Annotated in this window: 16 protein-coding genes; 7 read left to right on the top strand and 9 right to left on the bottom strand. The window is 71.4% G+C overall.

Annotated features, from left to right (window positions below):
- Positions 1 to 51: 51 nt before the first annotated feature.
- The 4 genes from SSMG_RS20710 to SSMG_RS20695 all read left to right on the top strand — a co-directional run bounded on the left by SSMG_RS20710 (position 52) and on the right by SSMG_RS20695 (position 3,949).
- Positions 52 to 960 carry a LysR family transcriptional regulator gene (locus SSMG_RS20710; protein ID WP_009079124.1) on the top strand — a complete coding sequence of 303 codons (909 nt, stop codon included), beginning with the start codon at positions 52 to 54 and terminating at the stop codon, positions 958 to 960.
- Positions 961 to 1,032: 72 nt separating this feature from the next.
- Positions 1,033 to 2,346, top strand: coding sequence for an FAD-binding protein (locus tag SSMG_RS20705; RefSeq protein WP_009079122.1), 1,314 nt, complete (start codon positions 1,033 to 1,035; stop codon positions 2,344 to 2,346).
- Between the two features lie 127 nt (positions 2,347 to 2,473).
- On the top strand, positions 2,474 to 3,472 hold the full coding sequence (locus tag SSMG_RS20700) for a zinc-binding dehydrogenase (RefSeq protein WP_199785945.1): 999 nt from the start codon (positions 2,474 to 2,476) through the stop codon (positions 3,470 to 3,472).
- 69 nt (positions 3,473 to 3,541) lie between these two features.
- On the top strand, positions 3,542 to 3,949 hold the full coding sequence (locus SSMG_RS20695) for a RidA family protein (RefSeq protein ID WP_009079119.1): 408 nt from the start codon (positions 3,542 to 3,544) through the stop codon (positions 3,947 to 3,949).
- 37 nt (positions 3,950 to 3,986) lie between these two features.
- On the opposite strand, the gene SSMG_RS20690 is transcribed toward SSMG_RS20695, so the two are convergent.
- Positions 3,987 to 5,198, bottom strand: a complete 1,212-nt coding sequence (locus tag SSMG_RS20690) for an IS110 family transposase (protein ID WP_009076656.1) — start codon at positions 5,196 to 5,198, stop codon at positions 3,987 to 3,989.
- 226 nt (positions 5,199 to 5,424) lie between these two features.
- Here SSMG_RS20690 and SSMG_RS20685 point away from each other — a divergent pair, with 226 nt between their 5' ends.
- Both SSMG_RS20685 and SSMG_RS20680 read left to right on the top strand, forming a co-directional pair.
- Positions 5,425 to 6,279, top strand: coding sequence for an MBL fold metallo-hydrolase (locus SSMG_RS20685; RefSeq protein WP_009079115.1), 855 nt, complete (start codon positions 5,425 to 5,427; stop codon positions 6,277 to 6,279).
- Positions 6,280 to 6,333: 54 nt separating this feature from the next.
- A complete protein-coding gene (locus SSMG_RS20680; RefSeq protein WP_009079113.1) occupies positions 6,334 to 6,861 on the top strand; it encodes a pyridoxamine 5'-phosphate oxidase family protein in 528 nt (175 codons plus the stop codon).
- 670 nt (positions 6,862 to 7,531) lie between these two features.
- Here SSMG_RS20680 and SSMG_RS20675 read toward each other — a convergent pair.
- Complete coding sequence (locus tag SSMG_RS20675; RefSeq protein WP_037714330.1) at positions 7,532 to 8,041, bottom strand: MarR family winged helix-turn-helix transcriptional regulator; 510 nt, start codon at positions 8,039 to 8,041, stop codon at positions 7,532 to 7,534.
- Between the two features lie 55 nt (positions 8,042 to 8,096).
- On the opposite strand from SSMG_RS20675, the gene SSMG_RS20670 reads away from it, so the two are divergent.
- Positions 8,097 to 10,037 carry an MFS transporter gene (locus SSMG_RS20670; RefSeq protein ID WP_009079110.1) on the top strand — a complete coding sequence of 647 codons (1,941 nt, stop codon included), beginning with the start codon at positions 8,097 to 8,099 and terminating at the stop codon, positions 10,035 to 10,037.
- On the opposite strand, the gene SSMG_RS20665 is transcribed toward SSMG_RS20670, so the two are convergent.
- The 7 genes from SSMG_RS20665 to SSMG_RS20635 form a co-directional block, all read right to left on the bottom strand.
- Complete coding sequence (locus tag SSMG_RS20665; protein ID WP_009079108.1) at positions 10,034 to 10,858, bottom strand: CoA ester lyase; 825 nt, start codon at positions 10,856 to 10,858, stop codon at positions 10,034 to 10,036. The genes SSMG_RS20670 and SSMG_RS20665 overlap by 4 nt on opposite strands.
- Complete coding sequence (locus SSMG_RS20660; protein WP_009079106.1) at positions 10,855 to 12,063, bottom strand: CaiB/BaiF CoA-transferase family protein; 1,209 nt, start codon at positions 12,061 to 12,063, stop codon at positions 10,855 to 10,857. The genes SSMG_RS20665 and SSMG_RS20660 overlap by 4 nt, the downstream gene beginning before the upstream one ends.
- Positions 12,060 to 14,009 (bottom strand): SUMF1/EgtB/PvdO family nonheme iron enzyme, encoded by a 1,950-nt coding sequence (locus SSMG_RS47050; protein ID WP_009079104.1) that lies wholly within the window; start codon positions 14,007 to 14,009, stop codon positions 12,060 to 12,062. The genes SSMG_RS20660 and SSMG_RS47050 overlap by 4 nt, the downstream gene beginning before the upstream one ends.
- Positions 14,006 to 14,899 (bottom strand): ribokinase, encoded by an 894-nt coding sequence (locus SSMG_RS20650; RefSeq protein WP_009079102.1) that lies wholly within the window; start codon positions 14,897 to 14,899, stop codon positions 14,006 to 14,008. The genes SSMG_RS47050 and SSMG_RS20650 overlap by 4 nt, the downstream gene beginning before the upstream one ends.
- Positions 14,896 to 16,050 carry an ADP-ribosylglycohydrolase family protein gene (locus tag SSMG_RS20645; RefSeq protein WP_009079100.1) on the bottom strand — a complete coding sequence of 385 codons (1,155 nt, stop codon included), beginning with the start codon at positions 16,048 to 16,050 and terminating at the stop codon, positions 14,896 to 14,898. The genes SSMG_RS20650 and SSMG_RS20645 overlap by 4 nt, the downstream gene beginning before the upstream one ends.
- Positions 16,051 to 16,221: 171 nt before the next feature.
- Positions 16,222 to 17,382 carry an ADP-ribosylglycohydrolase family protein gene (locus tag SSMG_RS20640; RefSeq protein WP_009079098.1) on the bottom strand — a complete coding sequence of 387 codons (1,161 nt, stop codon included), beginning with the start codon at positions 17,380 to 17,382 and terminating at the stop codon, positions 16,222 to 16,224.
- 87 nt (positions 17,383 to 17,469) lie between these two features.
- The gene (locus SSMG_RS20635; RefSeq protein WP_009079095.1) at positions 17,470 to 18,753 is read right to left on the bottom strand and encodes an ABC transporter substrate-binding protein; all 1,284 of its coding nucleotides are present in this window, start codon (positions 18,751 to 18,753) and stop codon (positions 17,470 to 17,472) included.
- Positions 18,754 to 18,757 lie beyond the last annotated feature (4 nt).

Below are 18,757 nucleotides of genomic sequence, written 5' to 3'. Positions count from 1 at the left end.
CTATCAAGGACAAGTGAATGTTCCTGCGCGAAATTCGGTAGCATCACTACCGTGTTCAGTGTGGATCGGATGCGCGCCCTGCACGCGGTCGCGCAGCACGGCTCGGTCGCCCGCGCGGCGGCCGCGCTGCACGTCACGCCGTCCGGGGTGTCGCAGCAGCTGGCGAAGCTGGAACGGGAAGCGGGCCAGGCGCTTTTGGAGCCGCGCGGCCGGACCGTGCGGCTCACGCGCGCCGGGCAGGTGCTGGCCGGGCACGCCGAACGCGTGCTGGCCCAGCTGGCCGAAGCGCGCACGGATCTCGAACGGCTGCGCGAGGATGTGTTCGGCCCGCTGCGGATCGGGTCGATCGCGACGTGCGTGCACGCCCTGCTCCCGCCCGCTCTCGCCACGCTCACCGAGCAGCACCCGCGGCTGGACGTGACGTTGGTGGAGGGCGAGGCCGAGCAGACGCTGCCGAAGGTGCTTGCCGGGGATCTCGACGTCGCGGTGTTCGAAAGCTGGGCGGACCGGCCGACCGTGGTCCCGCCGGGCATCGCGCAGGTCACGCTGTTCTCCGACGTCGCCGATCTCGCGCTGCCCGCCACGCATCGGCTCGCGCACCGCCGCACGGTCGACCTCTCCGAGGTGGACGACGTGTCGTGGATCAGCTGGACCGGCCGTTCCGGCTGCTACGAATGGCTCGTGCACGTGCTCCGTTCGCAGGACCTGGAACCGCGGATCAGTTGCACCATCGGCAGTTACGTGACGCAGCTGGCGCTCGTCGCGGGCAACGTCGGCGCCGCGCTCGTCCCGCGGCTCGCCCGAGGACCGGTGCCCGACGGCGTCCGGATGCTCGCCACTCGGCCGGTGCTGAACCGCACGATCGTCGCCGCGTGCCGGTCCGGCGAGGAGGCGCACGGCGGGGTCCGGGCGGCGCTGGAGGCGCTCGGCGAGGCGTCGGCGACTTATGTGAATCGCTGAATCTTGTTGCGCGGCCGCCTTTTCCGGCCGGTTCGGCCCTAGAGTCGGAATCGACGAGCAGGGGAGCCGCCGATGACCGCCGAGGACGCCGCCCGGGTCTTGCGGGCCCGGCTTTCCGCCGGGCAGGTGCACACGTCCGGCCCTCAGTACGAATCGGCGGCGACGGTGTGGAACGCCGCCGTCGCCGCGCGTCCGGCGGTGGTGGTGGAATGCCGGAGCACGGCGGACGTCCAGGCCTCGGTGCGGGCCGCGCGCGAACTGGGCTTGCCGTTGTCCGTGCGCAGCGGCGGCCACGACTGGGCCGGACGCGCGGTGGCGGACGGCGGGCTCACGCTCGATCTCCGCCGGCTGAACCGGGTCGCGGTCGACGCCGGACGGCGAGCCGCGGTGGTCGGCGGCGGGGCTCAGGCCAACGAGGTGCTCGCGGCGGCGGAGGCGCACGGCCTGCTCGCGGCGGTGGGCACGATCGGCACGGTCGGGTTCGCCGGGCTCGCGCTCGGCGGTGGTTACGGGCCCTTCCTGGGCAAATACGGGCTGGCTGCGGACAATCTGCTCGGTGCCGAGATCGTCCTCGCGGACGGTGAAGTGGTGCTCGCCAACGCTTCGCGGCTGCCGGACCTGTGGTGGGCGTTGCGGGGTGGCGGCGGGAATTTCGGCGTGGTGACCGCGCTCGGCGTGCGGCTGCACGCGACGCCTGAGATCACGACCGGCCCGGTCTGGTACGCGGCGGCGGACGCGGCCCGGGTTTTCGCCGCGGTCGCCGAAATCCAGGCCGATGCGCCGGACGAACTCACTGTGCAGACGGGCGTGCTGGCCGGTGCTGACGGTTCGCTGTGCGTGCTCGCCTGGCCGACCTGGTGCGGCCCCGCGGATCCGGACAGCTTCCTGGCCCGGCTCGGGCCGCCGCTGGCCTCGCAGATCGAGACGGTCTCGTCGTACGCGGCGGAGGTCGCGCGCCGGGACGCGATGTTTCCTGGCGGGCGCTCGGTCACCATCCGCACGCGGTCGCTTCCGGCGTTCACTCCGGAGGCGGTGTCGGTGCTGGTTTCGGCCGCGGAAGCCCGGACTTCGCCGTTGTCCGGACTGTCGATCCACCACTTCCACGGCGCGGCGTCCCGGGTCCCGGTGGCGGACACGCCGTTCCCGCTGCGGGAGGACCACGTGCTGGTCGAGATCCTCGGGATGGGGGAGGGCAACGACGACCGGGCCTGGGCGGATGCCGCCTCGGCCGCGCTGGCCCCCTTCGCGTTGCCGCACGCGTACGCGAACCTGCTGGGGCCGGATCTCCCCGCGCGGAACGTCTTCGGCCCCAACTCGGCCCGGCTGCGCGACCTGAAACACCGCTACGACCCGGACGGGGTTTTCCGCGCCATCCCGCTCGGCTGAGCTCAGCCTGGTGAAAGGCTGGTGCCGGAAGGTCGGCGGATCGGCGTCGGCAGCGAAAAAATTCCCTGTTGTGACGGGATTCGCGCCGGGTCGGCGGCGCACGGACGCGGCTGTTAGGTTCGCGGACGTGACAACAAAAACGATGCGGGCGGTGGTCCACGAGGGCGCGGCGGGAGTCGGCGGGGTGCGGGTCGCGGAGGTTCCCGTGCCGCAACCCGGGCCGGGCGAGGTGCTGGTCCGGCTGAAGGCGGCCGGGCTGAACCATCGGGACCTGTTCATCGTGGACAGTCGCGGTCCGGCCGACCCGTCGACGGTCCTCGGCTCGGACGGGGCCGGAGTGGTCACCGCCGTGGGAGCGGACGCCGCCGTCGAGGCCGGCGCCGAGGTCGTCATCAACCCGTCGCTCGACTGGGCCGAGCCGGACGCGGTGCCGGAGGTCCCCGCCATTCTCGGGGTGCCGACCGATGGCACGCTCGCCGAGTACGTCGTCGTCCCGGCGGGCAACGTCGTGCCGAAGCCCGAGCACCTGAGCTGGACCGAAGCCGCCGCGCTCCCGTTGGCCGCGCTCACCGCGTACCGGGCGCTGTTCACCCGCGGCGGTCTCTCGGCGGGGGAACACGTGCTGTTGCCGGGCATCGGCAGCGGGGTCGCGACCTTCGCCCTCGCCATGGCGAAAGCCGTCGGCGCGACGGTTAGCGTCACCTCGCGCAGTCCCGAAAAGCTCGCCAGGGCAACGGAACTGGGTGCCGACCGGGCGATCGGCAGCGGCGGCGATTGGGCCGCGGAACTCGGCGAACCGGTGGACCTGGTCGTCGACAGCATCGGGTCGGCGACCTTCGACGCCTGTCTCTCCGTGCTCCGCTCCGGAGGCCGGATGGTGAGCCTCGGGGCGACCACCGGCCCGGACGTCGCACTGTCGCTGCGCAATCTTTTCTTCCGGCAGATCAGCCTGCTGGGCACTTCGATGGGCAGCGCGCGGGAATTCGCGCAGATGGTCTCGCTGGTCGCCGAACACCGCGTGCGGCCGGTGGTGCACCACGTCTACGACCTGGCCGACGGGCCGCGAGCGCTGGCCGAACTGGCGTCGGGGGACCAGTTCGGGAAGCTGGTCGTCGCGATCGGGTGACCCGCCGATGATTTTTTGTCGGTGCCGCATGGTCAACTGGGAGCACGAACCGAGGGAGGGGAACACCTGATGAGCAAGCGCTGGAATCCCGGCACGGTCGCGGCTCCGGTCGGCCGCTACAGCCACGTCGCGCAGATTCCCGCCGGGCACGAGCTGGTCGTGGTGGCCGGGCAGATCGGAGCCCGGCCGGACGGCACGCTCGCCGGGCCGGACGCCGAAGCGCAGGCGCGCGAGGCACTGGCGAACATCGAACGCGTGCTCGCCGCGGCGGGCGCCGGGCCGGAACACCTGGTGAAGGTCTTCAGCATGGTCGCCGGCACCGAGCACCTGCCCGGTTTCCGGGCGGCGACCGGCGACGTGTTCAGCCGGTGGTTCCCGGAGAGCGACTGGCCGACGCAGTCGCTGATCGTCGTGTCCGCGCTCGCGAAACCGGAGCTGGCCGTGGAAATCGAAGCGATGGCCGCGGTGCCGCGATGAGCCTGCCCGCCGAACGACAGGACTCTCAATGACCGTGTCAAGCCGCAACAGTGACCGGATTCGGTGTGTCGAGGGTGAATTCGCGGCCGTCGCGCAGCAGTGCCCAGAGCACGTCGACGAGTCGCCGGGCCAGCGCTAGGAGGGCTTGGGTATGGATGAGTCGTTCGGCGCGCTTCTTGTCGTAGAACCGCCTGGACGGGCCTTGCGTGCGCAGGCTGGACAGGGCGGCCATGTAGAAGACCCTGCGCAGGCGTCGGTTGTAGCGTTTGGGACGGCGCAGGTTTCCGCTGACACGACCGGAGTCGCGTGGCACCGGCACCAATCCGGCATAGGACGCCAAGCGGCCGGCGGTCGCGAAGGTCGCCAGGTCACCGCCGGTGCTGGCGAGAAATTCGGCGCCCAGTCCAGGGCCCATGCCGGGCAGGGACTCGATGATCCTCGCCCACGGATGTCGCCGGAATCGGGCGGTGATCAGCTTGTCGGTGTCTTTGATCTCGCGGTCGAGGTCGAGCAGCTTGCGGGCGATGCGTTTGACGAGCATCGCGGCATCGGCTTCGCCGGGCAGCACCAGGTCCTGGGCGTCGGCGGCGGCGACCGCGGTCGCGGCGGTCTTGCCGATCGCCGGACCCCATGCCTTGTTGTCGGTGAGATGGGTTGTGACACCGCCGATTCCGGCGGTGCGGATCTCGGCGGGGGTGCACATCCCGGCGACCAGGATCAGCGGGGTTCGGTTGGAGTAGTCGAACGCGGCCTCCAGAGCGGGGAAGATCGAGCCCAGCAGCGCCCGCAGCCGGTTGATCCCGGCCACCCAGTCCGACATCAGGTCGGCGCGGTAGCTGGTCAGCTGGGTCAGCGAGACCGCCAGCTCATCGGGCATCGTGACCTCGGTCAGATCCCTTCGCAGCCGGGCGGTTTCGGCGATCACCCGAGCGTCTTTGGCGTCGGTTTTTCCTTCGCCTCGGAATCCGTGGGTCATCGTGTTCACGACCCGGCCCGGCACATAGGTCACCGACTGGTCGGCAGCCAGCAGCGCCGTGATCAGCAGCAACGCCATCGGACTCGTCAAATCGATCGCCCACTGCGCCCGCTGAGCGGCCGCACTGGCACGAGCGATCAACTGCTCGATCGCGCGCTGATCATTCCCGAGTTTCTGACTGAACAGCACCTTCCCGTCGGTGTCGATCGCACACGCGTGATGCATCGATTTGCCGACATCGATCCCGACCCAGACCTCAAGGCGAATCGCCACCCATCCACTCCTGTCATTGCAGGTCACGCCCGTGGACAACCCCGCCGACAGATCCCTAAACAGCGACGACCCGCAACAGCTCTCAATCAGCGAACGGAGCGTCCAGCACGGCGGGGCAGCCAGTCCTTTCGAGCCTCGACAACAGGCAACAACCGATCAGCTACACCCCACCGCCCCGGGCATCCAGGGCACCAACCCCAGACACCCACAAACTTAGGGACATCCGATGACCGTGACCCTCGGGCCGCTGCGCGTCGACGCGGTCACCGAACTGGACCACTGGCCGTTCGCCCCGGCCGAGATGTTCCCCGCGGTGACGCCGGAACAGCTGGGGGATCACCGCGGGGATCTCGACCTGTCGATCACCACGTACCTGGTGCGCACGCCGGACCAGACCGTGCTCCTCGACGCGGGGAACGGCAACGCCAAGGAACGCCCGGTCCTGCTGGCGCACCACCAGCTCGACACGCCGTACCTGGACCGGCTGGCCGCGGTCGGCGTCGTGCCGGAGGACGTCGACGTCGTCGTGGCGACCCACCTGCACCCGGACCACTGCGGCGGCTTCACCCGGCTGGTCGACGGTTTCTGGGATCCGACCTTCCCGCGCGCCCGGTACCTGATCCCGAGCGAGGAATACGCGTGGCTCCAAGAGATCCACGCGGCGGGCCCGGAAGACGGGGTGGCCGCCGACCTGGCGCGGACGTTCGAGGACAGCGTCCTCCCGGTAGTCGAAGCGGGACTGGCGGAGCTGATCGACCTGCCGTACGAGGTGGCGGACGGCATCACCCTGCGTTCCCTGCCCGGCCACACCACCGGACACCTGATCGCCGAACTCAGCGGCGGCGGGCAGCACGCCCTGGTGAGCGGGGATGTGCTGCACCACCCGTTCCAGTTCTCGGACCTGACGCTGGCCCAGGGCGGCGACGCAGACCCCGACACCGCCGCGGAGTCCCGGCGGACGCTGTGCGAACTGGCCGTCGAACGGGACGCGCTAGTTCTGCCCGCGCACTTCTCGCCCGGGCGAATCGACCGAGACGGCGACGGTTTCCGCTACCGCCCCACCCCGTTAGGAGCCGCCTGACCTTGTGCTCGCGGGGCCGTGTCGATTTGGCGGGACCCCGTTCGACGCAGAGGCATGACTGATTACGAAGCAACCTCGACCCGGAACCTCGACCGCTACGGGAACTCCGCGCTGCCGTGGAGCCGCGCCCGCGATGTCCTCGCCGCCGACACCCCGACCGCCGACCTGACGTTCTTCGTCGCGACCGTCCGCCCGGACGGCCGCCCGCACTCGGCGGGCGTAGGCGCGGTCTGGGTGGACGACGCGCTGTACTTCGTCGGCGGACCGGGCACGCGCCGCTCCCGAAACCTCGCGGCGAACCCGGCGTGCAGCATTTCGGTCCGGCTGCGCGGCCTGGACCTGGTGCTGGAAGGCGACGCCCACCGCGTCACCGATGCCGACACCGTGGCGCGCCTGGCCGAGGTCTACCGCTCCGGCGGCTGGCCAGCGACCGCGGACGGAGACGCCTTGACGGCACCGTTCAGCGCCCCGAGCGCGGGCCCGGCGCCGTGGCACTTGTACCGGCTCTCGCTGCGTCGTGCGGTGGGGGTTGCGTCGGCGGAGCCGCATGGTGCGACGTGTTGGGAGTTCGCGGGGGAGTGATCGCGGTGGTCTGCGTCCAGGTGGCGACCGTGGCCGGGACGCTTTGACGGCGGTCCCCCGAGCGTGGCTCCGCTGCCGTGGCACTTGGACCGGCCCGGCGCGGTAGGGGGTATGTCGGCCCGAACCGCATGGCGCGACGTGCGAGGGAGGTCGTCTGCTGTTGGTTGCGACTGCCGACGGGAACGCCTTGACGGTGCAGGTCGGCGCGCCGAGTGCGGATCCGCCGCCGCGATACTCCTCCCGGTTCGCGCTGCGTCGTGCGGTGGCGGTTGCGTCGGCGGAACCACATGGCGGGGCGAGCGCGGGGGAGGTCGGCTGCCGCTGGCTGGCGACTGCGGAGGGGACGCTTTGACGGTGCTGTGCCGCGCGCCGGGCGTGGGGCCGCTGCCGTGGCACTCGTCCGGCTCGCCTTGCGGCGTGCGGTGAGGGTTGCGTCGGCGGAGCCGCACGGCGCGTCATGCGGGGGAGGAAGTGCGGTGGGATCGTCTGCCGCTTCAGCGAGCATCCCCCTGGGGGACGAGTGCGGTTGGGGATGCTGCCACCTACCGGGATTGAGTGGTCAAAGCGGCGGCAGGGGCGAACTCGCCCACCACCTGCCGCGATGACGTGGCCCGACGGAAGGCCGCGTGCCGTCGGGTGCCCAGAGCGGCAACGACGAGACCTCGGCCGATCAAGCCCGCCCGTCCGGGCCTTCCCAGTCCAGCAGCAGCTTCCGCAGATCGTCGTTCATCCGGTTCTGTTCCGCCCGCGGCAGGACGCCCAGCAGCCGGGCCTCGGTCTGTGTCTTCATTCCGAATACCTCGCGCGCCCGCGTCAGGCCCTCGTCGGTCAGGCTGACCAGGATCTGCCTGCGGTCGTCCGGGTCGATGTCGCGGCGTACCCAGCCTTTGCGTTCGAGCCCGGCCACGCGTTTGGTCACCCCGCCGGACGTCAGGCGCATGCTGTCCAGCAGCTGCCCGGCCGAAAGGCGGTACGGGGGACCGGCTCGTTTGAGCGCGCCCAGCAGTTCCACTTCCCACAGCCCGACCCCGAAGGCGTCGAATTCGCGGCGCAGTTCCGTTTCCAGCAAGCGGGCGGCGCGCAGCAGGCGGAAGCTCAGCGCCTTGCTCACCCGGTCTTCCGCGCGCACGCCGGTGATCTGCGCCATGACTCCGTCGACGTGGTCCCGCTCCGCTGGCATGGGCGAGTATTCTAACACCAGTAATTATCTTACCGGTCTCGAATCAGGACGGTCCGTGTCCCCTTCGCCCGAACCCGAACCCGATCCGCAGCGCTGGCGCGCCTTGTGGGTGTGCCTCATCGCCGGATTCATGACGCTGCTCGACGTCAGCATCGTCAACGTCGCGCTGCCCTCGATGGAGCACGGCATCGGCGCGACGCCCGCGGACGTCTCGTGGGTCGTGTCCGGGTACGCGCTCACGTTCGGCCTCGCGCTGGTGCCCTCGGGACGGCTCGGCGACGACTACGGGCGCCGCCGGATGTTCCTGCTCGGGCTGGCGTTGTTCGTGGCGACCAGCGTGCTGTGCGGCGCGGCGCAGAACGCGACCTGGCTCGTGGTCGCCCGGCTGGGGCAGGGCGTCGCGGGCGGGTTGCTGAACCCGCAGATCATCGGCCTGATGCAGCAGCTGTTCTCCGGCCGCGAGCGGGGCAAGGCGTTCGGCGCGTTCGGGGCGACGGTCGGGTTGTCCACCGCGATCGGGCCGGTGCTCGGCGGGTTGCTGATCCAGGGCATCGGCGTCGACGAGGGCTGGCGCTGGGTGTTCTACGTCAACCTCCCGATCGGCATCCTCGCGATCCTGTTCGGGCTGCGCCTGCTGCCGAAGGACGCGCGCAGCGGCCGGAAGCGGACGCCGGACCTGGTCGGCAGCGTGCTTCTCGGCGTGGCGGTCGTGCTGGTGATGCTGCCGCTGATCGAGGAAGAGGAACAGGCGGCGGCGCCGCGCTGGTGGCTGATGGGCGTCGCGGCCGGGCTGCTCGTGCTGTTCGTGCTGTGGGAACGCTGGCTCGGCAAGCGCGGCAAGCATCCGCTGGTGAACCTGAAGCTGCTGACCGTGCGCAGCTACTCGATGGGTTCCGCGCTCGGCATGGTCTATTTCGCCGGATTCACCGGGATTTTCCTGGTCTTGACGCTCTTTTTCCAGCAGGGCCTCGGCTACACGGCACTGCAGGCCGGCACCGCGATGCTCGCGTTCGCGATCGGCTCGGCGATCTCGCCGACCATCGGCGGGCGGCTCGTGCACCGGTTCGGCAGGCCGATGGTCGTGCTCGGGACGCTGCTCGTGGCGATCGGGCTCGCCGCGACCGCGTGGCTCGTCCGCGACTACTCCGGCGCGAACACCGCGTTCGTGCTGGCCGGGCCGTTGTTCGTCGGCGGGTTCGGCAGCGGGCTGGTGATTTCGCCGAACTCGACGCTCGCCCTGGAAGAGGTCCCGCCCGCGGAAGGCGGCACCGCGGCCGGCGTGCTGCAGACCGGGCAGCGGATCGGCTCGGCGGTCGGCACCGCGCTCGGCGGGTCCCTGTTCTTCGGCGAACTCGGGCGTTCGCACGGGGATTACCACTCCGCGACCGCTCTCGGGCTGATCGGCTCGACGGCGCTGGTCGGGCTCGCGTTGCTGTTCGGGGTCGTCGACGTGCTGCTTTCCCGGACCCGCAAACGCCGCCCGGCCCCGGCCCCCGCGGCGATTTCCGGTGCGGTGAGCGGTCTCGCGCCCGGGGAAACCGCGTCGGTTTCGTTGACGTCCTTGGAAACTCACGAGGTACGCCGCACCGCGACCGGCGCGGACCACAGTTTCGCCCTCGACGCCCCGGCGGGTGCTTACCTGCTGCTCGTCCAGGCAGGCGGCCGCGAGCCGGCGGCCCGCCACGTGCAGGTGGGCGCGGAACCGCTGCGCGAGGACGTCGAACTGACGCGGTCGGTCCGGCTCACCGGAACCGTGCACGCGGTCCGCGGCCCGTTCCCGGGTGCGCAGGTCGCGGTGCTGGACGCCGCGGGGCAGGTCCAGCGGGTGACCGTCACGGACGAGGCGGGCCACTACGCCGTCGACGACCTGTTCCCCGGCGAGTACACCGTCGTCGTGACCGGATACCAGCCGGTCGCGGAACCGCTTCAGCTGACGACCGAGGGCCCGGCCCGCTTCGACCCGTTGCTGAGGCTGGTTTCCGCGGACAAGAGTTAGTCGGACGCGAGCGCCAGTATCGCCAGGGCCTGGTCTCGCATGGCGACGTCCAGGAACGTCCCGTCCGCGAGCGCGATCGCCCCGACCCCGGCTTGCGTAGCACCGTCCATTCGGGACAGTACCTCCCGGGCCCGCGCCACTTCCTCGGCGGTCGGCAGGAAAGCCGCGCGGATCGTCGGCAACTGCACCGGGTGGATCGCCGTCCGGCCCCGGAAGCCGAGGGCTCGTCCGGCTCGGCAGCTTTCCGCCAGGCCTTCGAGGTCCCGGACGTTCGCGTACACCGACATCGCGGGCGGCGGCAGGCGCGCGGCGCGGGCGGCGTTCACGATCCGGCTGCGGGCCCACGTAAGCCCGGCTTCGTCGGCGAGCCGCAGGTCGGAGCGCAGGTCCGCCTCGCCCAGGCCGAGCGACGCCGTCTGCGAGGAGGCGAGTGCGATCTCCAGCGCCCGTTCCACCCCGAGCGCCGACTCGATCAGCGGGTGCAATTCCCGCCCTGGCAAGGCATCGGCGTGCGAGCGGACGTCGAGCGAACTTTCGACCTTCGGCAGCCGCGCGCCCACCCATGTCGGCAGTTCGGCGACTGCGGCCACGTCCGCTGCGTGCCACGGCGTGTCCGGATGGTTGATCCGCACTTGCACCGGTCGCGAAGCGGGTACGTCGGCCAAGAGCCGCATCGCGTTGTCTCGTGCGGCGTCCTTCTGCGCGGGGGCGACGGCGTCTTCCAGGTCGACCAGGACGACGTCGGCGTCGGACGCGAGGGCTTTGGCGACGCGGTCGGGCCGGTCGGCGGGGACGTAGAGCAGGGTCAACGCGGGGGTCATACCGCTCCCTCCGCCCGCAGTTCGGCGATACGTGCCGCGGGGAAGCCGAGCGAGCTGAGCACCTCGTCGGTGTCCGCGCCGTGCGGTCGGCCGGTGAAACCGATGACCCCGTCGTTGTCCGACAACCGGAACAGCGGGCCCTGCATCAACGTCGTGCCCAGCTCCGGGTCCTCGATCTCGTGGATCGTGCCCAGCGCGCGGAACTGCGGATCCGCGACGATGTCGGCCGCGTCGTAGATCGGGGCGACCGCGGCCTGCGCCTTCTCGAAGGCCGCCACGACCTCGTCGCGCGTGTGTTGTGTGATCCAGCCGCCGACGGCCTCGTCCAGTTCGTCCGCGTGCGCGGCCCGGTCGGCGCCGGTCGCGAACCACGGTTCGTCGGCCAGTTCCGGGCGTCCGACCAGCCGCACCACGCGTTCCGCGATGGACTGCGCGGACGTCGACACTGCCACCCATTGGCCGTCGCTCGTGCGGTAAGTGTTGCGCGGAGCGTTGTTCGTGGACCGGTTGCCGGTGCGCGGCTGAACTGTCCCGAGCTGGTCCCATCGCGTGATCTGCGGGCCGAGCATGGCGAGAATCGGTTCGATGATCGCGACGTCCACGACCTGGCCGCGCCCGGTGGCGGTCCGGCCGGCCAGCGCGACCATGATCGCGTACGCGGTGGCCAGCGACGCGACCCCGTCGGCGAGCCCGAACGGCGGCAGCGTCGGCGGTCCGTCCGGTTCGCCGGTGGCCGCGGCGAACCCGCTCATCGCCTCGGCGAGCGTGCCGAAGCCGGGACGCGGGGAGTACGGCCCGAACTGGCCGAATCCGGTCACCCGCGCGAGCACCAGCCCCGGATTGCGGGCGGACAGCTCCTCGTACCCGAGCCCCCAGCGTTCGAGCGTGCCCGGCCGGAAGTTCTCGATCACCACGTCCGCGGTCGCGGCGAGCGCCAGGAACACCTCGCGCCCGCCGTCGCTGCTCAGGTTCGCCGTGACGGTGCGTTTGTTGCGCCCCAACGTCTTCCACCACAGGTTGACGTCGCCCTTGGCCACCCCGTGCGTGCGCGACGGGTCCGGTCGGGTCGGGTGCTCGACCTTGATCACCTCGGCACCCATGTCTCCGAGGTGCATCGCGGCCATCGGCCCGGCGAACAACGTCGACGCGTCCACCACCCGCAGCCCGGCCAGCGCCCCGGCGGACGCGTCCCTCGACACGGTCATCGCGGCACGTCCCACGCACAGCGGAACCCGACGGTCGCGCCGCGAGCCAGCCCCAGCCCGGGAAGCAGCAGCTTGACGCTGTACTCCGGCGCGTGGCGGCCGCCTTCGACGTACCACTCGGAACCCTCGGCGCGGTAATCGCTGCCGCCCTTGAGCATCACGAATCGGGTCCTCCCGTCGGAATGTTCGCTTTCGGTCCAGTTCCACACCGCGGGCGTCCCGCGCCGCAGTCCGCCGGTCTCCCCGGCGAGCTGCCATTCGTCCTCGGTCGGCAACCGGCCGCCGCGCCACGCGCAGTACGCGCGGGCGTCGTCGAGATCCACGAAGGTCACCGGCTCGTCCTCGGCAGCGGGCCGGCCGTCGGCCCAATGCGCGAGGAACCGGTGCGGCTCGACCGGCCGATACCCCGTAGCGGCAAGGAATTCCGCGAACTGCCCATTGGTCACCTCGGTCGCGGCAACGGCGACCGGCGACGCCAGCGAACCGTCCCGCTGCAGCGTCCGGGCGTCGTGCAGCCGCGGCGGCAGCGGCTTCCACTCGTCCACATACGGCGCGCCCTGGTACATCCCGGTCTCGCGGCCGCGGTACCGGACCGTCAGCACATACGGCCCGGCAGGCACCACGATCGCGTCGTCGTCCGGCACACCGCTCGAGGGCTGCGGCTCGACCCGCGCCGCGAGCCGGTGCGGGAAGCGAGCATCCGGATCGTGCGGCAAGGTCGCCACTTGGGGGAGCCACGACGGCTCCGCCGCACCGTCGGCGACCCGCAGCAGCGCCGAAATCCCGCGCGCAGGCACCCGCCCGTCGGCGAACAGATCGATCACCGGCCCGTCGACCACCGGCCCGAGATAGTCCGAGGCGCCCCGGTTCACCACTGTCCACAGTGTCCAGTCGCCGAGTTCCCAGCGCGAGGCATACACCCCAGCGGCTTCGGCCTCCGGCGTCAGGGGAGCCAACGGCGTCCACTCGCCCTTGCGCAGCAGGTCACCGGCGGCACGCTGCACCGTCACCATCCGCCGCACGGTCGCCGCGTCGCGTCGCGACCAGCCGACCCACACGCCGAACACGACTTCCCAGACCATCACGCCGACGCCGTTGAGCCACGCCGACTGCAGTTCCTCAGTGTGGTCCCGGTGCCATCGCCGCACGTGGTGCTGCATGTGCCGCCGTTCGTACCAGTGCGAACGCAGCACGCCCGGCACCGGCGAATCGGCGAAGAACTGCGCCCACGACGCCGAATGGTCCTCGATCCGCTCGACCGGCAGCTTCGATTCGCCCTCCAGCACGACCCCGGGACGCGCGCGTTCGAGCTGCTCGACCAGCGCCGGATCCGCCTTCTTCAACGTGTCCAGGAAGACGCCGTCCGCGCCGAAATCGGCCAGGACCGCGGACAATTCCGTGGCGTCGTCTTTGCCCCGGCGCGTGCCGACGTCCCACGGGTTGTAGTCCACGAACACCCGCGTGCCCGCCGAATGGAACGTCTCGACCAGCTCGCGGAGACCGGGCACGTCGCGGTAGAAGTCCCACTGGTTGCGGTCGTCGAGCCCGATCACCGGGTACGCGTGCCACAGCACGACCGCGTCGAGCCCGCCGAACCGCTGGTGCGCGTCGGCGAGGAACCGTTCCGGCGTGAACCGGTGCTCCTCGAACGAATACAGCAACTCGTCCCACAGCCATACCTGCGCGACGGTGTGGCATCCGGCGGCCCACGCGGCTTCCGGCCGGGCGTAGGCGCGGCCGTGGTAGTTGTGCCGTTCGTGCGCGTCGGCACGCCATTGGTGCAGCCGCGCCCGCCATTCCTCGCGGTCGGCGGGGTCCGCCGGGCCGACGAAGATCTTGGCTTCGTCCAGCGCGACCAGCTGCTCGGGCGAGAGCGGCGCGCCGAGCGGGACCTCGGTCGGCCGGTCGATCGGGCGCGGGACGAGCGGGTCGAACACGTACGTCATCGGGCGTTTCCTCCGGCAGCGAACTCGGCGACCTCCGCGGCGGTCGGCACGGCGGACTGCGCACCGGGCCGGGTGACCGCGAGCGCGGCGGCGGCTCCGGCGCGTTCGGCGGCTTCGCGGAGCGGACGTCCCTCGGCGAGAGCCGCCGCGAGCACGCCGCAGAACGTATCCCCAGCGCCAGTGGTGTCCACAGGGGACACCCGAAAACCGGGCAGCTGCACGATTTCCTGGTCAGCGACCACACACCCGGCCGCCCCGAGCGTGATCACTACCGCGGGCGCGCGCTTCTGGAGCGTCCGAGCCAATTCCTCCGGCGTACCCGGTATCCCGGCCAAGTCGGCCGCTTCGTGCTCGTTGACGACCAGCACGTCCAGATCGAGCTCCGGCAGCGGCCGGGACGGCGCGGCATTGAGCACCATCCGGGCACCGGACCGCCGGGCCGCGGCGGCAGCGGTCACGGCTTCGAGCGGAATCTCCAGCTGCGCGAGCACGACGTCCGCCGCGGCGATCCGCTCCAGCTGCGCCTCGCCGAGCGAGAGCCGCGCATTGGCTCCGGGCGCGACCACAATGGAGTTCTCGCCGTCCGGCGAGACCATGATGAACGCGGTCCCGGTCGCACTGTCCACTCGCGACACCAAATCGGTCCGCACCCCGGCGTTCGTCAACGACGCCAATAGAAGGTCCGCACCATCGTCGGAACCGAATGCCCCGAGGAAGGTCGTTTCCGCGCCACCGGCGAGCGCCGCGGCCACCGCCTGATTGGCTCCCTTGCCTCCCGGACTCCGCCGAAGATCGCCGCCGAGGACGGTCTCGCCCCCGTGCGGCTGCCGCGGCACGTCGACCACCAGATCGACATTCGCCGACCCGACCACGACCACTCGCCCAGTCATCGCACCGCCCGAGCCGTCCGCGCGGCGAGGTCGGTGATCCGCTGCTCGCCGCCGGGCAGCGACGTCGCGATCCGGTTGTCGAGCGGCTTCGTCCACTGCTCGCCGATCCCGTCCACGCCCACCAGGGCGCCGACCACCCCGCCGACCGTCGCCGCCGCCGAATCGGTGTCCCAGCCAGCCGTGACCGCGAGCGAGATGCTCTTCCCGAAGTCGCCATCGCCGCGGGCCAGCGCATACGCGATCACCGCGGCGTTGTTGAGCACGTGCACCCAATGCAGGTCGCCGTACCGGGCGTGCAACCGGTCCAGCCCGTCGTCGTAAGCCGCCGCCTCGCGGCCGAATCGCACCGCTGAGGCCAACCGGCTGCTCGGCGGCAGAACGGTTTCCGCCGCGTCGAGGACATTGTGGACGGAGTCGCACACCATCGCCGCCGACGCGAGCGCAGCGGCCCACATCGCGCCGTAGATCCCGTTGCGGGTGTGGCTGAGCCGCGCGTCGGCCCACGCGAGCCGCGCCGCGCCGCGGACGTCGCCGGGGGAGACCCAGCCGAAGACGTCGGTCCGGATCAACGCGCCGATCCACTCGCGGAACGGGTTGAGGTGCGTCGCGGTCTCCGGCACCGGGCGCGCGTCCAGCAGGTTCCGGTACGCGGCGCGCTCGGCGGTGAACACCCGTCCGGCGGGCAGCTGTTCCAGCCAGAGCTGCGCGACGTCGTCGGTGGTGAACTCGCGGCCGTGCCGTTCCAGCAGCGTCAGGGCGAGGATCGGGTAGTTGAGGTCGTCGTCCTCCGGCATCCCGGAGATGTTCTCCTCCAGGGATGTCGGCGCCGACCGCCGGTTCCACGGCCACCGCGCGGCGACGTCGTCCGGAAGCCCGGCCGCGGTGAACCACCGGTCCAGCGGCCAGCGTCCGGTCGCGCGCAGGATCTCCTCGATGCCCTCGCGCGGAATCTTCTCGACCGGCTTGCCGAGCAGGCATCCCGCCGCCCGGCCGGTCCACGCGCCGAGCGTGCGGTCAGCCGCGGACGAGGGGAGGACCGGCGCGGCCGGGAGCAGCGCGGCGATCTCGTCCCAGCCGTCCGGCTCGTGCGGCGCGGCTCGGAGCGGGAGCGCGTCAGTTCGTCTAGCAGCGTCGGGGCCAGGTCCCCGCAACGGTGGGGGGGCGCGGGCCGCGGCTCTTGCTCTCGTTCACGGCGGGCACCGGGATCGCCCGCCGGCGTCAAATCGAGCGCTTCCCGGCACCGAGGCGACGTCCTTGCTCTTCCGCAGCGGACTGGACGAACTCGTGCGCGAGCAGGTCTTCGGGCTGGGCCCAGGTCAGCCTCATGCCGCGGCCAGCGCGTCGAGGGCGGCGAGCCGCGCCTGGGCCCGCGCGCGGTCGGCCTTGACGATGTCCGTCGCGGCCGACGCGAGCAGCCGCCCGGTCTCGCGCAGATCCGTCTTGCTGGCCTCGCCGATCGGATCGATCCATTCGTCCGGCACCGAGGCCGCCCCGCCGAGCCCGGCGCAGAGCGCGCCCGCCATCGACGCGATCGAATCCGCGTCCCGGCCGTAGTTCACCGAGGCCAGCACCGCGCCGCGGTAGTCGCCCTGGTGGCCCAGCACGAATCCCAGCGCGGCAGGCAATTCCTCGATCGCCTTGGTCCGCGACGGCCGCCGCGCGTCCATCGACATCTGCCGGTACTCCGGCCCGACCGAATCGAACGGAGCGACCACTTCGCGGATTTTCCGCGCGAGCGCACGCTCCTCGTCGTCCGTCTTGGGCGCGGCGTGCCACCTCTGGAAGGCTTCGACCACCGCCTGCAGCGCCGCCAAAGTCCCGTCGTGCGCCACCGACAGCGCCGCCTGCACGACGTCGCCGATCGAGGCGCCCGGCGCGACCGAAGCGGCGACCATCGCGGCCAGCACCCCGGCGGCCTCCCGGCCGTAGCTCGACTGGTGCGGCGCGGTCAGGTCGATCGCCTCGGCGTACGCGGCGTGCGGATCGCCCGGGTTCACCACGCCGACCGGCGGGATGTACATCGCCGCGCCGCAGTTCACGATGTTGCCGACGCCCGCCTCGCGCGGGTCGACGTGCCCGTAGTGCAGCTTCGCGACGATCCACTTCTCGGCGAGGAACACCCGCTGCAGCAGCAGCGCCGTCGACTCCAGCTCCGGCACCCAGCGCGGTTCGCCGATCATCAGCGGGACCAGGTCCTCGGCCATCGCGTACGCGTCGAGGTGCGCGCGGCGTTTCGCGTACACCTCCACGATCGCGCGGGTCATCAAGGTGTCGTCGGTGATGTGCCCGTCGCCCTTGTGGTACGGCGCGATCGGGCGCGCGTCGCGCCAGTTCGGGTACCACGGGCCGACGATCCCGGTCACCCGGCCGCCGTGGCGCTCCTCGATCTGCTCGGGCGTCCACCCTTCGGTCGCGCCGCCGAGCGCGTCCCCCACTGCCGCGCCGGTGATCACTGCCACCGCGCGGTCCTCCAGCCAGGTCACCGGCTTGCGTCCCTTCGTTGCCCGGCGCGGGCAGTCCGCCCGCGCCTGTTGTGCGCGCCGGGATCGCGAAGGACCCCGGCGCGGTCGTCACTTGCCGACGCTCTTCCAGCCGTCCTTCAGCTGCTGCGCCAGCGTGTTCGCGTCGATCTGGTTCGCCAGGAAGCGCTGGTAGGCGGGCGTCGCCACGGTGTCCTTCCACTGCGCGTACTTGCCGGCGAACAGGTACGGCGCCGAGGTCAGGTACTTGCCCGAGGCCAGGATGGTGCTCCAGCCCTTCTTCGCGCTGAGCTTCTTGTCCAGCGCTTCGCGAGCGGAGTTGCTCGCCGGGATCAGCGTGTCCGCCTCGTTGAGCGCGGCGAGGTTCTCGGTGCTGGTGAAGAAGTCCAGGAACTTCGCGGCCTGCTCGACGTGCTTGGAGTCCTTGTTGACCGACAGCGTCTGCGGGTTCGCCGCCTGCGCCGGTCCGGCCGGGCCGGCGATCGGCGGCAGCGCGATCCAGTCGAGGTCCTTCGGCGCTTCCTTCTCGATGTTCGCCGCCTGGTACGAGCCCTGGACGGTCATCGCGACCTGGCCCGCGTAGAACGGGGCGAGCGCCTTGCCGCCGGACTGGGTCAGCGTCACCGGCAGGATCGAGTGGTCGGTCGCGTTCATGTCGTGCACCAGCTGCGGCAGCGCCATTTCGCCCTGGCCGACGGTGATCTGCGCCTGGTCGCCGGTGCCCTCGAAGTACTTGCCGCCGAAGCCCGGGGCCATCGCCACGAACGTCGCGGTCGGGCTCGACAGGCCCCAGCCGAGTCCGTACTTGCCGTCCTTCGTCGCGGTCTTGGCCAGCTGGCGCAGCTGGTCCCAGGTCATCGTGTCGCCGGTCGGGAGCTGCGCGCCGGACTGCTCCAGCAGCTTCTTGTTCGCGAAGACCACATAGGACTGCAGCTCGGTCGGGTAGGCGACGACCTTTCCGTCGACCGTCACCGAGTCGAGCACGCCCTTCGGGATGTCCGCGCGCTTCTGGTCGGACAGGTAGGGGGAGAGGTCGGCGAGGTAGCCGTCGGCCGCGAACGGGCCGATCCCGGCGGCCTCGTAGTGCACGATGTCCGGCGCGGTGCCCGCGTTGAACTGGGTGATGAGCTTGTCGTAGGCGCTGTCCCAGCCCGCCTGGACGACCTTCACCTGGGTGTCGGGATGCGCCTGGTTCCACGCGCCGACGATCTTGTTCGTGGCGGCGATCGCGGCGGGCTGGTCCGAAAGGGACTGGAACGTCAGGGTGACCGGTCCGCCGTCCCCGCTGCCGCTGTCCGCGCCGCTGCCGCACGCCGCGGCGAGCAGGCTGGTGAGGGCGAGGCTGGCGGCGATTGCCGCGCGTCGTGTCTTCATCGAC

It is taken from the genome of Streptomyces sp. AA4, assembly GCF_000158875.1.
In the GTDB taxonomy this organism is placed as follows: Bacteria; Actinomycetota; Actinomycetes; order Mycobacteriales; family Pseudonocardiaceae; genus Amycolatopsis.
Note: the sequence above shows the minus strand (reverse complement) of the source record. Positions and strands in the feature narration are given on the sequence as shown.